General features: G+C 68.3%; 9 protein-coding genes, 1 tRNA gene and 1 pseudogene. 6 read left to right on the forward strand and 5 right to left on the reverse strand.

The window, feature by feature from the left end; all coding sequences use genetic code 11:
- Positions 1-304: 304 nt before the first annotated feature.
- Both JFN87_RS10725 and JFN87_RS10730 read right to left on the reverse strand, forming a co-directional pair.
- Positions 305-511: a DUF397 domain-containing protein gene (locus tag JFN87_RS10725; protein ID WP_209339756.1), complete on the reverse strand. Its 207-nt coding sequence runs from the start codon at positions 509-511 to the stop codon at positions 305-307.
- Positions 508-1,374 (reverse strand): helix-turn-helix domain-containing protein, encoded by an 867-nt coding sequence (locus tag JFN87_RS10730; protein ID WP_245179178.1) that lies wholly within the window; start codon positions 1,372-1,374, stop codon positions 508-510. The genes JFN87_RS10725 and JFN87_RS10730 overlap by 4 nt, the downstream gene beginning before the upstream one ends.
- Before the next feature lie 129 nt (positions 1,375-1,503).
- Here JFN87_RS10730 and JFN87_RS10735 point away from each other — a divergent pair, with 129 nt between their 5' ends.
- The 4 genes from JFN87_RS10735 to JFN87_RS10750 all read left to right on the forward strand — a co-directional run bounded on the left by JFN87_RS10735 (position 1,504) and on the right by JFN87_RS10750 (position 5,114).
- Positions 1,504-2,046, forward strand: a complete 543-nt coding sequence (locus JFN87_RS10735; protein WP_209339758.1) for an ATP-binding protein — start codon at positions 1,504-1,506, stop codon at positions 2,044-2,046.
- A gap of 102 nt (positions 2,047-2,148) precedes the next feature.
- Entirely contained in the window at positions 2,149-3,756 is a 1,608-nt protein-coding gene (locus JFN87_RS10740; RefSeq protein WP_209339759.1) for a serine/threonine-protein kinase, read from the forward strand.
- A gap of 395 nt (positions 3,757-4,151) precedes the next feature.
- Positions 4,152-4,448: a hypothetical protein gene (locus JFN87_RS10745; RefSeq protein ID WP_209339760.1), complete on the forward strand. Its 297-nt coding sequence runs from the start codon at positions 4,152-4,154 to the stop codon at positions 4,446-4,448.
- Positions 4,449-4,634: 186 nt separating this feature from the next.
- Positions 4,635-5,114, forward strand: coding sequence for a hypothetical protein (locus JFN87_RS10750; RefSeq protein WP_307865396.1), 480 nt, complete (start codon positions 4,635-4,637; stop codon positions 5,112-5,114).
- Positions 5,115-5,177: 63 nt separating this feature from the next.
- Here the strand turns inward: JFN87_RS10750 and JFN87_RS10755 are convergent, their stop codons facing one another.
- On the reverse strand, positions 5,178-8,309 hold the full coding sequence (locus JFN87_RS10755) for a DNRLRE domain-containing protein (protein ID WP_209339762.1): 3,132 nt from the start codon (positions 8,307-8,309) through the stop codon (positions 5,178-5,180).
- Positions 8,310-9,063: 754 nt separating this feature from the next.
- On the opposite strand from JFN87_RS10755, the pseudogene JFN87_RS10760 reads away from it, so the two are divergent.
- Together JFN87_RS10760 and JFN87_RS10765 are read left to right on the forward strand one after the other, a co-directional pair.
- Positions 9,064-11,260, forward strand: a pseudogene (locus JFN87_RS10760) (UvrD-helicase domain-containing protein).
- A gap of 227 nt (positions 11,261-11,487) precedes the next feature.
- Positions 11,488-12,225 (forward strand): EcsC family protein, encoded by a 738-nt coding sequence (locus JFN87_RS10765; RefSeq protein ID WP_209339763.1) that lies wholly within the window; start codon positions 11,488-11,490, stop codon positions 12,223-12,225.
- Positions 12,226-12,395: 170 nt separating this feature from the next.
- On the opposite strand, the gene JFN87_RS10770 is transcribed toward JFN87_RS10765, so the two are convergent.
- A tRNA-Leu gene (locus JFN87_RS10770) sits at positions 12,396-12,480 on the reverse strand.
- 154 nt (positions 12,481-12,634) lie between these two features.
- Entirely contained in the window at positions 12,635-14,227 is a 1,593-nt protein-coding gene (locus JFN87_RS10775; RefSeq protein WP_209339764.1) for an aldehyde dehydrogenase family protein, read from the reverse strand.
- Between the last annotated feature and the right edge of the window lie 21 nt (positions 14,228-14,248).

Below are 14,248 nucleotides of genomic sequence, written 5' to 3' on the forward strand. Positions count from 1 at the left end.
GCGCCTGCACGGCGAGCTCGGACACGCGACCCCCGCCGAGCACGAGGCCGCCCACTATGCGGCCGAACCCCCTGCGTCACTCCAGAAAACCAGCTAACCCACTCTCCACAAAACCCGGGGCTTGACACTTCTTTCTACACACCTGCCTTGGCACGCGTGGTCCGTCATCCCAGCGCGGCACGCTCAGCTCTCTGGGTGCCGCGCGGCAGCAAGTCACGCGCAGCCTGACGAATGACCGCCCGGGGACTGGTCATGCTCGGGGCTCGGCATCACTCAATGCCGAACCCCGAGTGTGTCCGCGGCTTCAGCCGCGCGCCGCCTGCTCCACGAAGGCGGCCCAGGCCTGCCGCCCAAGCCCCAGGACGGGTCCGCCGGACTGCTTGGAGTCCCGGACCAGCACAGCGTTGGCAACAGCGGCGACCTCAACGCACTCACCACCGTTGCCCGTGCTGTAGCTGCTCTTGAACCATGCGGCATCGCCTGTCGGCGGTTCGGTCCGCTGAGCGCTCATGCCTCTCCCATCAGTTGCACTATGCACGCTGCCGACTCGCTCGGGGTCAGCGCTTGTGACCGGAGGATGCCATAACGCGCTTCAAGCGTGCGTACGTGCGTCGGGTCTGTGTGGAGACGGCTATGATCCTGCACTTCGGCGTAGGCAATCCGTTGCCCGTCACTTGTATCGATCAAGGTGAAGGGACCTCCGAGCGCACCGTGATCACGACGCGCGGTCGGCATGACCTGGATCTCCACACTCCGTGACTGGCCGAGGAGCAGGATCTGCTCCAGTGTCTCGCGAAGGACTTGGACTCCCCCCAACGGCCGTCTGAGCACGGCCTCTTCAATTACAAAGCTCATCAGCGGAGCCGGCTGACGGTTGAAGAGCTCCTGTCGCTGCAGGCGCGCCTGGAGTCCCTGCTCGATCACCTCGTCGCTCAGCAGCGGCCGTTCCATGTGGAAGACAGCCCGGGCGTACGACTCAGTCTGCAAGAGTCCAGGGACGGCGTACACGGCGTACACGTTCAGAACCGAAGCCTCCGCCTCCAGCCGAACGGCGTCGCGGAAGAACAGGGGAAACCGCGCCCGAGCGACCTCCTCCTTCATCGCCGTCAGTAGACCACCCGCATCCAGCACCTCGTCCGCCTGCTGGATGAACCGTGGCTGCGGGACGCGCCGTCCCTGCTCGTACGAGGCGATGGTGTCCGCCGAGTACCCGACCCGTCTGCCGAGTTCTGCCCGCTCCATGCCCGCCCGCGTCCGCAGCAGCTTTAACTGCCGTCCAAACGCGCCGATCAGCCCCCTGGCCGACTCCTCCTCGCTGCGCCGTTGCCCCGGCACCTCGGCGTCGACTCCGCTCTCACTCTCACTCTCGTCCAGCACCGCACACCTCGCTTCCCGCCCACCCGGCCGTACCGTCCCGTACATGGCGTGCGCCCCCGCGTACTCCCCATCGCGTCAGCGCGTCACCACTGGTCACGGTATGACACAACTCACCACGCTGTGTGCATGGATCTCACAGAACAACCCGCACCGGCGACACCCGCGACCCCGGCGGCCCCCGCCCGCTCCTGCTTCACCCTCTGTTTCAGCTCGACGCCCCGAGGCGCGCGCCTCGCCCGTCGGCTCTGTGGGGAGCGGCTCGACTCCTGGGGCGTGCCGTACGGCAGCGAGGCGCACGACACGCTGAGCCTGCTCGTCGCCGAACTCGGCGCCAACGCCATCACCCACGGCCGCGTCGCCGGACGCGACTTCCGCGTCCGGCTCCTCGCGCTCTCCGCGCCCAATGCCTCGCCTCTCACCATCCGCGTGGAGGTCACCGACACGCGAGGCGACAAGCTTCCCGCGCCCGCCGCCGACGCTGCCGCCGTCTGCCCCGCCCGTACCGGCGGACGCGGCCTGCTCCTCGTCGCGGCCCTCGCCGACCGCTGGGGCTGCGACCCGCGCCCGGATGGGCCGGGAAAGACGGTCTGGGTCGAGTACACGGTGCACGCGGGCACGACGGATGCGGGCACGGTGGCTCGATCCCGTCCGTACGCCGCGCCGTCGTAGGACACGGCTGGACGCGGTGATCCGTTTCCGGGGAAACTGGCCGCTACCAACGGGGCTCGAGGGACGAGCGAGCGCCAGTGCCAGGACGCGGGGCGGGGACAGGTGCCGGACAGACCGATCGCGGGCCGCTACGAACTGCTGGAGCAGCTCGGCAACGGTGGCATGGGCGATGTGTGGCGAGGCTACGACGCGGTGCTTGACCGGCCCGTCGCCGTGAAGCGGATCCGGCCTCAGACCGTCGCCGCCACGCCCCAGTTGGCCGAGGAGCTGGAGCGGCGCTTCCGGCGCGAGGCACGGATCACCGCGCGCATCCAGCACCCCGGTGTGCCGCAGGTGTACGACGCGGTGCTCGACGAGTCTTACGAGCAGCTGTTCCTCGTGATGGAGCTGGTCGACGGCGTACCGCTGAGCGCGTACGTGCACCCGGACCGTCTCCTCCCCACCGCCTGGGCGGTGGCCGTGGCGGCGCAGGTCGCGACCGTCCTGTCGTACGCGCACGACGTGCCTGTGGTGCACCGCGACCTGAAGCCGTCCAACATCCTCGTCGCACGCGACGGCACGGTGAAGGTCCTCGACTTCGGGATCGCGGCGATCCTGCGGACGGACGTCACCAAGCTCACCGCGACCGGCAACCCGGTCGGGACGCACCAATATATGGCGCCGGAACAGGTGCGTGGCGGTCGGGTGACACCGCGCACCGACCTGTACGCGCTCGGCTGCATGCTGCACGAACTGCTCTGCGGGCGGCCCCTGTTCCAAGGGGACAGCGAGTGGCAGCTGATGATGCAGCAGGTCAATGCCGCCCCGACTCCTCTGCGCGAGCTGCGTGCCGACGTGCCGGAGGCCATGGAGGAACTCGTCCTGCACCTGCTGCGCAAGGCCCCTGAGGCGCGGCCGGTGGATGTGCAGGAGGTGTACGAGCGGCTGCGGCCGTTTCTGCCGCCGCCCGGCGAGGAGGCCGTGCCGGAGGGGTCGGAACCCGCCGGTTTCCCCGATCCCACCGCGATCTTCCGCCGCCCCTACGCGCCCCGCTCCCGTGCCAGCACCGCGAGCGCGCGCCCTGCGGAGCCGGGCGCAGTGCCTGACGCGCTGCCTGCCCTCCACTCGGCCGAACGTGAGGCGCTGCGGGAGCAGATCCGCGAGGTGCACGCGCACTACCGCGCCCTCATGGAGGAGGAGCGCTACACGCAGGCTGCCGAGGTGGCGGGCGAGATGATCGAGCCGGCGGCGCACGCCCTCGGCTCGGACAGCAAGGCGGTCCTCGGGCTGCGCATGCGCCGGGCGGTCAGCCGCCAGCTCGCCGGTGACCATCGTGCCGCACTGCCAGAGTTCGAGGCGCTGGCCGACGCCTACGCGCGCGTGAGCGGGCGGGGCAGCGAGCAGGCACTGGAAAGCCGCGCCCAGGCGGCGCGTTGCCATGGTGAACTCGGCCAGGTGACGGAGGCGCTGGCCGGGCTGAACGCCGTGCTGGAGACCGTACGCGCCGCCGACGGCGACGTGAGCGAGAACGCGGTGGAGCTGCGCCGGGACATCGGCATGCTGCTGCTCGCGCAGGGCCGGACGGCAGAGGCGTATGACGTGCTGGAGCCGCTGCACGCGGACCTGTGCCTGGTGTTCGGCCCGGACGACGAACTCTCCACCGAGGTGGCCGAGACCCTGGCCGTGATCCGTCTCGATCTGGACGGCGGCGGCTCCGACGTCTCGCCCTGACTCCGCTGTTCTTCCAGCCCACTACCCCACGGGCGTAGGGCGGCGCCCGGGCTTCTCGATGCCCCGTCAGGCACGCCGGCAGACAGCTCACCTCGGCTCGCTCTCTTCATCCACCTTGGGTGACACCGCACGCCCACGCATGCCCCCATGCAAGCCACTGTCTAATCGCCACCCTCGCCGAGGGTATTAGTTGACAACGCTTTCACTCACGAAGTCGGGGTTTGATGATTCCGAAGATGCCTGGGGCGCCTGAAGCGCTCGTTCACCGCATGCACGGCGAAACCCAGTGCCAACGCGTCGACCTGTCGACGCCGTGCCGGACAGCACGATCTCCGGCCCAAGACCCGTTCCCGACCGCTCGGGACACTCCGCACTGTCCTACGTCAGGAAAAGCCGTGAAGATCAAGCGCGTCGACATCGAGAACTTCTGCTGCCTGCGCGGTCTCGACGTCTCCTCGACTCCTTCACCTCGCTCATCGGCCCGACGGGCGTCGGCAAGTCCACCGTCCTCCGCGCCCTGGACCGGTTCTTCAACGGCGAGAAGGGGGGGCAACCTCGGTGAGGAGGACGCTCATTCGGCATCGGAGACCAAGCGGATCCGCGTGGAGGTCGAGTTCGACGGGCTCACCACCTCCGACCGTGCCGCGCCCGGCCACTACGTGCCTGGAGGCGTCGAGATCCTGAGCATTTGACGCATGTGGGAGCGAGCTCCATGGCGCTGTGAGACCTCCCGGGCGTAGTCCGGGCGCAGGTGGTGGCAGTTTTCCGCTCAGGCCGGGAACGAGGAAGGTGGATAACGGTGGTGGGTCCTGGGGGTGTTACGTTGCCCTCATCTGTATCAGCAATGAAGGGGTAGGCAGTTGGGCAGGCTCTTGGACGTGTTCGAGACCACGGTCCACCCGAATTATCGCCGGTTTGGGCTGGTCGACACCAGCGTGGACACGTATACCCCGAATGTGGACTTTTCGGAGTGGTTGCTCTCGGCTCCCGGCATGGTCTATCTGCAGGTCCCGTCCGAGGTCATCCGGGCCCCTGTGCGGTTGGAGAGCTGGTCCACCGAGCCGGCGCCAGGGCCGGGTCCCTGGTCGGGCCAGGCCGAGGTGGAGGTTGAACTTCCCACGGCCGAGCTCGGGATTGAGGTCATCACCAGCGGGATGGACCCGATCCCCCTGATCCTGCCGTCACCCGGGACGTACAAAATGCGCTGGCACTGGGTGTTCAACCGTGAGAACGGCCCGTTCACCTCACCGCTCATCCCGTCCCCAGGCCCGGTGGAGACACCACTCGGACGTGAAGAAGAACTCGACGGTGAGGACCAGTACTGCCTTGTGCAGATCTGGCGCATCAGTCAGACGTGACACACTGCGGGCCGCCCCTGAGGGCGGCCCGCAGCCCGTCTAGACCGCCTTCGCGGATCTCAGTCAGTCACCGATGGTGACGATGAATGGGTCCCAATTCAGGATGCGGTCGTTCTCGTACCAGGCGCCGAGTCGGCCGCCTGCCTCCTGGTTCTCCACCGAGTCGATGAAGCGTAGCGAGACATCGCCCTTGTACTGATCGCCTTCGTACTTGTACCGCGCGGCGCCTTCGGTGGTGGAGGCGAAGGGGTATTCGTCGCAGTCGAGCCCGTCCGCAGGGCCACCAGGTACGGCGTCGCTCTTGCACAGAGAGCTGACCACAGCACGGTTGGCGTCCTTGCGCGCCCGGGCGATGGATCCGGGGACCCCGGCGATACGGTGCAGAGGGTCGAGCGCTGACCCACCGGGCAGCTTCTTCCCGTCCTTCTTCGGGTACGTGCTGTCCGGGTCCTTGCGGGCCTCGTCGATGTGGTTGGCGACTGCGGCCACGCCCAGGTACGGCTCCTGTGTGCCGTTGCCCGCGTTGCTGGTGTCGCTCTTGTCGTATCGGAACGCGGGTGTGGCGTCGGGGAAGACCGAACCGAGAGGGGCCCGCCGGTTGTACACGGCGCTGTCGAAGCGGATTTCGCCCTGCTCGCCCTCGGTCGGCAGGACCTGGCCGTAGCCGGGGATCGTGAACTTGAGGACCGGCTTGAACAGGCCCGTGGCAATCTGCTCATCGTCGGCGATGTCCGGCAGCTTCGGCGTACTCGACCACAGGTCGAACTGGGTGTCCCCGTCGGCGTCCCATCCGGCGGCGGTATCGGTGCGACCGTCATGGATTCCGTTGTCGCAGGCTTCTTCGTCGTTGCCGCCCCCGCCCTGCCAGGACCCTTCGCACTCCAGGGTGGCCTTCATGGACGCACCGGGCTTGTTGAAGTCTCCTTCGGCCGTCCAGACGTTGACGTTCATGTCGAAGTCGGCGTAGCGGGTGAGCTCGCTGCCGTCGAGGCCGCCTATCTTGCCCCGTCCGATCAGGGTGTTGCGCGACATGAAGAGGCCCTGGACGTAACAGCCGGGCGGCCACAGACCGCACTTGATTGCCGGCAGGAATGTCAGGGTCTCCTGGCAGTACGAGAAGCGGTTCTTGATCCAGCCGGAGTCGTTGTCCGAGTCGCTGGAGTTGTGGCATTCGGCGACGCTGCTGATGTACTGGTACGGATCCGCCGGGTTACGGCCTCGGATGAACTTCGTACTCGGTGTGGTGTACGTGCGTTCCCAGGCGGCCTTCGGCTGCACACTCTTGGCGGTCGCCGCCTGGCCGTTCGGCTTGATCCCCAGTGCTTCCAGGTTTCCGTCGCGCTTGAAGACCTCTTCAACCTTGTCCGGGTCAGAGATCAGCGCGCGGTCGGTGATCGTGTAGGAGTCGCCGGGCTTGAGCGACGTGGGCTGGCCGGCAGCGGCGGTCTCGACGACGAATTCACGCCATGGGGACCAGTTGAGGTTGTAGTGGGTGCCGTCAAAGGCGTTGGTACGGAACTTGTAGGTCTTGCCGTCCACCAGCTGGCCGGCGGGCACCTTCACCGTTGCCCAGGTGCCGGGCTCGACGAAGTCGGAGACCAGGACTCCTTCACCCGCAGGCGTGGTGATGGGCTTGTTGGTTTCGGCGTCGTACACCTGGAAGGTGCCGTTGACCTTGTCGCCGTCGGCGTCGGCGAACTTGTCGCGCAGCGTCGGGGTGAGTGTGTTGACACCCCATACACCGTTGTACGACGTGAACGGCGGGCCTGCCTGCTGGGCGGTACCGTCCCCGGGGCGGTAGTTGTAATTGACTGTCAGCTTCGGCTGGTTGGCGGCTGCGTTCCGGGAGTTGACGATCTTCCATGCCTTGGGCTGGTCCTCCGCGGCCCTGATTCCCATGTAGCCGCGTGTCTGCTTCGCGCTCGCCCACGTCTGGACGAGGTTCTTCACATCCGCCTTGATCCAGCCGGCGGAGGTGTCGGAGCAGCCGCGCGCGTTGCCCTTGGTCTCGGTGGATGTGGCGAACTTCTGCAGCCAGTCGGGCTGCTTCGTCCACCGAGAGGCGGAGGAGCCGGCCGTGGTGTCCCACACGTCCCAGGCATGCGCCGTGCAGTCGGTGTTGCCGGAGTGGGTGTTGTAGAACTCCACCTTCGCCGACGAAATGAGCGCGTCGGAGAAAGGCTCGGTGTTCCACGTCATCAGCGACCTGGCGACACGGGTGGTGCCGTCGGCGTTGGTGGTGCCGGGGTTGCCCCAGTCCAGCTCGGTCTGTGAGCCCAGGTCGGTGGTCTCGCCACGCTGTACGTAGGTGTCGAAGGTGTTGCCCAGCACGGAGGTCGACGGGTCGATGGTCACCGGGTAGTGCGTGGTGGGGGAGTCCAGCCATCTGGCATCCGGGGTGACGACGAGGTCGATGTTCCCCGCCTCGTGATCGACGACCTTCATCCCGACCCGGTGCCGGTTGTCGTGCTTGCCGGAGACCTTGTCGACGTGCGCGTCCCACATCACCGGCGCCGGCATGGTGGCCTTCTTCGCGCCGGTCTTCGCATCGGTGAGCGTCACCGAGCCGTCCGCGTTCGCCTTGGCCCTCAGGCCATCGGCCTGGAGCGGCAGGGTGTAGCTGTAGCCGTCGGCGGGACGCTTGTTGAGCCGGGTGTACTGCTCGAAGCCGGTGCGGGTGGCCTCGACTATCACATCCGCACCCGGCACGGCATCCTTGTACGTGGCGGTCGTGCCGTTCAGTTCGGGGGAGGGCAAGCCGCCCTTCCAGCGGAGGGTGACCTGCTCGCCCTCCGGGCCGTGGAGGGTGGCGAGGTCACGGGGTGCGGCGTCCTCAGCGGCCCTGACAGAGGCGGCCCGGATGCCGCCGCCCTTGGCCAGTGTCAGGTCATTGGGGTGCGCCTTGGCCTTGATGGTGCCGTCCGCCGCCGTGTGCAACGTGGCGTCGACCGCGATCCACTTGCCGTCCTTCTCGATGCGCTCGGGGCCGGCGGTTATCTCGGAGGTCAGCGAGCCGTTGGGGTTGGCGTAGGTGAGGTTGGTGGGTGTGGTCTCATTCGGGACCAGGATCTTTTTCCCGGTCTTCTTCGCCCGGGCCAATGCCCAGGGGATGCCGGCCTTGGAGTGCTCCGTGGCCCACTCCCGTCCCGCCTTCTCGATCTCGTTCTTCGACAGCTCTGCCGGACGTGTGGACAACGCCTTGGTGCTGCCCGCCCCGTCTGTGGCGGACGCCGCGGCAGACGGGTTTGCGGCCACCAGTGGCGCCACGGTGAGCAGCGCTACTGACAGCACTGAGTTGCGGAGTCTTCGTTTGTATCGTCTTCCGGTGGTCAAACTTGACCTTTCCTTGGGTTGTTGATGGGACAGGGCATTCCTACGCGTGGCTTGATCGTCAAACAATCGGACCAGAAGGGGGCATGACGGCCCTACCGGCCAACTCGGTCGTGAGGCGCGTCACGGTTGCTCGTTGTCATGTAACGATCACGTTGCGATGCTGGGGTGAATGACAAGGCGTCAAGAAGGAAAGCACCCCCGGGAAATGACGCGAAGTGGAGTGGTGCAACACAGGGCGGCCCTGAGAAACCCTGAGGATCGGCGCGGCGGCTGCCCGGACGTGTAGCCCGTGCCTGCCCGAGCCGAGGCAATGATCCACCCGTGGTGCCCGCTGTCGCGAGCTGATCCGGAAGCACATCGGTTACATGAAAGGGAAGCCTGTGGCGACATACGCGGAGGTGGCACGCACCGAGCGGCGGCGGGCTGAGTGTGGGGCACGCGCTGCTGCAGAACGTGCGGAGCCTGGCCGCGCCACGGCATGGCTTACGAGGCACAAAGGCAGGGCAGATCTCAGGCGGCGGCTCCGTGGTGAGCGACCGGCGGGACGCGGCCGGAATCCGCTGCCACGCGCGCTCGAACTGCCCCGGGTCACGCCGTGGCCGCCTAAAATCCCGTCATGCCGCATCTCGCCTTCGATATCGCCTTCTGCCAGCAGTTGGAGAAGCTCGAGAAACACGTCAGGAGCGGTGTGTTCGACGCCTGGGAGAAGTTCGAGCGGCTCACCCTCGACCGGCTCTTCAAGGACCCGGGCTTGAAGATGGAGTCCCTCAGGGGCGCGAAGGACCGGCAGATCCGGACGATCCGGATCACCCAGGGAATCCGCGGTGTCGTCCTCGCGCCCGAGACGGGAGACACCTTCGTACTACTCCGGGTCGGCCCGCACGACGAGGCCACCGAATGGGCGGTGAAGCAGAAGGCGACCATCAACGCCGTCACCGGCACGGTGGAGCTCCGCGAGATCGCCACCCTGGAGGAGCTGACCCCCACCTACCAGCGCATCGCGCCCGCCGAGGAGCAGCGGCTCTTCGCGAAGATCTCCGACGGGGACATGGCCGCGCTCGGCATCGACGACACCACCCTGGCGCAGGCGCGCGCGCTGACCAGCCTGGAGCAACTCGACATCTTCGGCCGGTTCTTCCCGCCTGACCAGTACAAGGTGCTGGAGCACCTGGCTCTCGGCGCGAGCGTCGAGCAGGCGTGGCAGGAGGTCGTCGTGCCCGCGCTCGCCGACGCGTCGTCGCAGGAGCCTGTCGACACCACCGACTACGCGACTGCCATCGCCCGCTCCGGCACCCGGATCGCCGTCGTCGCCGATGCCGACGAACTGCGGGACATCCTCGACAAGCCGTTCGCCGCCTGGCGGATCTTCCTGCACCCCGCCCAGCACAAGGTCGCCTACCGTCCGTCGTACTCCGGCCCGGCTCAGGTGACCGGGGGACCCGGGACCGGAAAGTCGGTCGTCGCTCTCCATCGGGTGCAGCACCTGCTGCGGCACCTGCGTGACGGCGACCGCATCCTCCTCACCACGTTCACCAATGCCCTCGTGGACTCCCTCACCGAAGGACTCTGCCTGCTCGTCGACAATCCGGACCTGCGCGACCGGGTCGACGTCATGACCGTGGACGCCTTCGCGGGTCGCGTGGTGAGCACCGCGCGCCGACCGCTCACCGGATACGAGGAGACCGCCCGGTGGGAGCAGGCCGCGGAAGCCACCGGCTTCGCCGGCACCCCCGCAGTTCCTGGCACAGGAGTACAAGCACGTCGTCCTCGCCCAGGACATCCGCGGCCAGGAGGGGTACGAGCGCTGCGAGCGCCGGGGCCGCGGCAGCGCGCTGCCGGCGTCCGCACGGCCGCCGGTGTGGCGGACCATGGAGGAGTTCACCCGGCGGCTGGACGGGGACGGGCTGCGCACCTACCTCGGCACCTGCGCCGAGGCCGCCGACCTGCTGACCGAACAGGGGCCGCGCTACCGGCACGTCGTCGTCGACGAGGCCCAGGACCTCCACCCGGCCCAGTGGCGGATGCTCCGCGCGGCCGCACCGCGTCGCCCCGACGACCTGTTCATCGCGGGCGATCCGCATCAGCGGATCTACGACAACCGCGTGTCCCTGAAGTCCCTCGGTATCAACGTCGCCGGCCGTTCGGCCAAGCTGCGCAAGAACTACCGCTCCACGCAGGAGATCCTCAGGTGGGCGACGGGTCTCCTGCTCGGCCGCCCCTACGCCGAACTGGCCGACAGCGGACGGCACGACACCCTGATCGGATACAGCTCCGCTCTGCACGGCTCCGGGCCGCGTGTGCATGAGGCGGGAACGGAGGAGGCTGAACTCGACGCCTTGATCGAGCAGGTGCACGAGTGGCTGGACGGCGGTGCTGCTCACGGGGAGATCGGGATCTGCGCACGGTTCAACAAGGCCTGCGAGAAGGCCAAGGACAGGCTTGTCGCGGCCGGCATTCCCGCCAGCCGGGTTCGCGCGGGGGCCGCGCGAACCAACGACGCGGTCAACGTGGGCACCATGCACACCTTCAAGGGACTTGAGTATCGCTACACCGCCGTCATCGGCGTCAACGACCGTGCGCTGCCGAACCCATCGGCCATCACGCCGGAGGGAGTCGACCGGCTCCAGCACGAGGCAGACCTGGCCGCGGAACGCTGCCTGCTCTTCGTCGCCTGCACCCGGGCCCGGGACGGCCTGTACGTCTCGTGGACCGGAAGCCCGAGCCCGTTCCTGGTTGAGGCCGGCTGCGGAGGAGGGGAGCCGGCGCACTCTGCTCGTCGCGCCCTTGAGGCGAGTCCGAAGGTGGCCAACTGAGGGAGTTTGACGACGCTTTCACTCGCATGAGAGGGTGTAACCGCTTCGGCTCGTAAGGGCGGTACGGCGCAGGACGTCGTGGCGTAGAGGGGTGGGACGGGCGGTAGCGAGGGGGTGCGGCTTCAGCCGCTCGCAGTCTTGCCGGAAACTTACCGGCGACCCAGCCCCTTCTCCTGCCCACAGCATCGCGAGCCTCTCAGTGGGCGCTCGCGCGGAAGGGGCGTGTGATGGTCGGCAAGAAAACTTCTGGTGATGACGAGGGCGCGGTCGAGAAGGCCGGGCAGTGGGTCGCAGGTCTCGCGGAGAAGGTCATGGTGAACGGAGTGGGGCCGGTCACGGGGTCGGTGGCCTGGGCCGAGGCTCGTCTTGCGCGCCGTCAGGGTGCCGCCTACAGGGGGCCTGACGACGAGGAGCGCCGTTCTCCTGAGGACATGAAGGACGACATCGACGCGGTGATAGCCCGGCTCATCAAGGAGTCCGTGGCCGCGGCCGGGACCCAGGGGTTCGTCACGGGGCTCGGAGGGCTGATCACCGCGGGCGTGACGATCCCCGCGAACGTGGCCGCGTCCTTCACCGTCAACATGCGGATGGCAGGCGCCATCGCACACCTTCGGGGGTGGGACATCGGTGATCCGTACGCGCGGACAGTCGCGATGATGCTCGCGATCGGAATGAGTACGCAGAGCGTTCTGGCAGCGTTCGGAGTGAAGGTTGGTCAGAAGGTCGGCGAGCAGATGATCAAGAAGATCCCGATGGCGATGATCCGGGCCATCAACAGGAAGGCTGGGTCGTTCCTCATAGCGAAGTACGGAACCGAGCGAGCCGCGATCACACTCGCCAAGGGCATACCGGTCCTGGGAGGCATTGTCGGAGGAGCCGTGGACGCAACCGCGACTGGCGTCATCGGACGGGCCACGGACAAGGCATTGCTCGGCGACGCATTCCGGGCCGAGGAGCCACAATGACGACCAACACTGAGCGTTACTGAACCAAAGCATTACGCACTCAGGCGGCAGAGCTCACAGTGAACGCACCGCTGTGCGACGCCCTCAGGTATCGGCATCCGCCACGAATACACAACGAGGACCCCGACCTGCTGGTCGGGGTCCTCGATTCCGTGCCACGTTGTTGTGAGTGTCCGAGGGGGGACTTGAACCCCCACGCCCGATAAAGGGCACTAGCACCTCAAGCTAGCGCGTCTGCCATTCCGCCACCCGGACGAGTGGTCTTCCGTGGCGTGTCCGCCGCGGTGACGTGGTCAACGATACCAGGGGTTCGGGGTCGCATTCACCTGCGTTTGACGTGGTCAGCGGGTGGCCCCCGCCGGGCCTTCCGCCGGGCGGCGGGGGCGTCCGGCGGGGGCCCAGCCCGGGGTCAGGGCATCAGGTGGTAGTCGGGGAAGTTGCCCGGCGCGCGCTCCCCCCGTGGGCCGTCGGTGACCGCGCGGACGAGCAGGTCGCCGCCGACGAAGGCGCCGCGCCACGCGTGGCCGAAGCCGCCGAACAGCTCGTCCCTGTCGCCGCGCGAGCGTGGCCTGCCGTGGCCGACCTTGAACGCCCTCACCTGCGGGGCGAGGCGGGCGTAGGTGGCGGGGTCGTCGGTGGACAGGGTCGCGACGAGTGCGCCGTTCGACGCGTTCATCGCCGCGAGCAGCTCCGCCTCCGTGTCCACGAGCACGATCGTGTCCACGGGCCCGAAGGGCTCCGCGTGGTGCAGGGGCGAGGACGGTGGCGGGTTCAGGAGGGTGACCGGCGCCAGGTAGGCGTCGCGGGAGACCCCGGATGGGAACGCGGCGTCCGGCAGGGCGCCCTCGTGCAGGGGGACTGCCCCGCGGTCCACCGCCTCCGCGACCTGGTCGCGCAGTTCCCCGGCCTTCGCCGCGTTGATCAGCGGGCCGAAGTCCAGGTCCGGCAGCGGGTCCGATGGGTGCTGGACCGCGAGCGGGTGGCCGACGCGCACCGACCTGACGGCGGGCAGGTAGGCGTCGAGGAAGTCGGCGAACAGCGAGCGCTGCACCACGAACCTCGGGTACGCCGTGCAGCGCTGCTTGCCGTAGTCGAACAGCTTGGGGATCACCGCGGCGAGCGAGGGCCAGTCGGAGAAGTTCCAGATTCCCCAGGTGTTGAGTCCCTCCTGTTCCAGGACGTGCCGCTTGCCGAGGTCGGCGACGGCCGTCGCGATGCCCGCGCCCGTGTCGCGGCCGCCGACGAACGACACGCAGCCGATCTCGGGGGACGCGACCAGCGCGGCGGACAGTTCGCGGCCGCTGCCGCTGACGAGGGTGACCGGCAGCCCCTCGCGCTCGGCGAGCGCGCAGGCCAGGGTCAGGCAGGCCACTCCCCCGTCGGTCGGTGTCTTGGCGATGACGGCGTTGCCCGCGAGCGCCTGGACGAGCATGGCGTGGACGAGGACGGACATCGGGTAGTTCCAGCTGGCGATGTTCGAGACCGGGCCGGGAAGCGGGGTCCGGGCTGCCAGCATGCGGTCGATCTCGGCCTCGTACCAGCGCACGCCGTCGATCGCACGGTCGACGTCGGCCTGGGCGAGCCGCCAGGGTTTGCCGATCTCCCACACCAGCAGCAGCGCGAGGAGTTCGCGGTGTTCTGCGAGCGCGTCGCAGGTGGCGCGTACGCGGGCCTTGCGCTCGGGCAGCGGGGTGTCGCGCCAGGTCCTGTGCCGGTCCAGGGCCGCGTGCACGGCGTGTGCGGCCGTCGCGCCGTCCAGCAGGGGCGGGCCTGCGATCGCTGAGCCGTCCACGGGGCTGACGGAGGGCCGCGGCCGGCCGTCGGCGTGCCAGCGGCCGGCCCAGAGGTTGCGTACGCGGTCGTCCTGGAACGCCTCGGGTGCCGCGGCGAGGCAGCGCCGCCAGGCGTCGTCCCAGCCGGTGCCCGGCTTCGTGGAGAGCGTCGGGGGCGGGGCGGTCGTGGTGGGTGGGGAGGTCACAGTGGGTGTGGTGGTGGGTGCCATCGAGGGTCTCCGCTCGTGGTG

The organism is Streptomyces montanisoli (assembly GCF_017813245.1).
GTDB lineage: Bacteria > Actinomycetota > Actinomycetes > Streptomycetales > Streptomycetaceae > Streptomyces > Streptomyces montanisoli.

What these genes read in the sequence shown, in the direction of transcription:
- JFN87_RS10775 (WP_209339764.1), bottom strand. Translation starts at nt 14,227, where the DNA reads ATGGCACCCACCACCACACCCACTGTGACCTCCCCACCCACCACGACC.
- JFN87_RS10765 (WP_209339763.1), top strand. Translation starts at nt 11,488, where the DNA reads ATGGTCGGCAAGAAAACTTCTGGTGATGACGAGGGCGCGGTCGAGAAG.
- JFN87_RS10725 (WP_209339756.1), bottom strand. Translation starts at nt 511, where the DNA reads ATGAGCGCTCAGCGGACCGAACCGCCGACAGGCGATGCCGCATGGTTC.
- JFN87_RS10735 (WP_209339758.1), top strand. Translation starts at nt 1,504, where the DNA reads ATGGATCTCACAGAACAACCCGCACCGGCGACACCCGCGACCCCGGCG.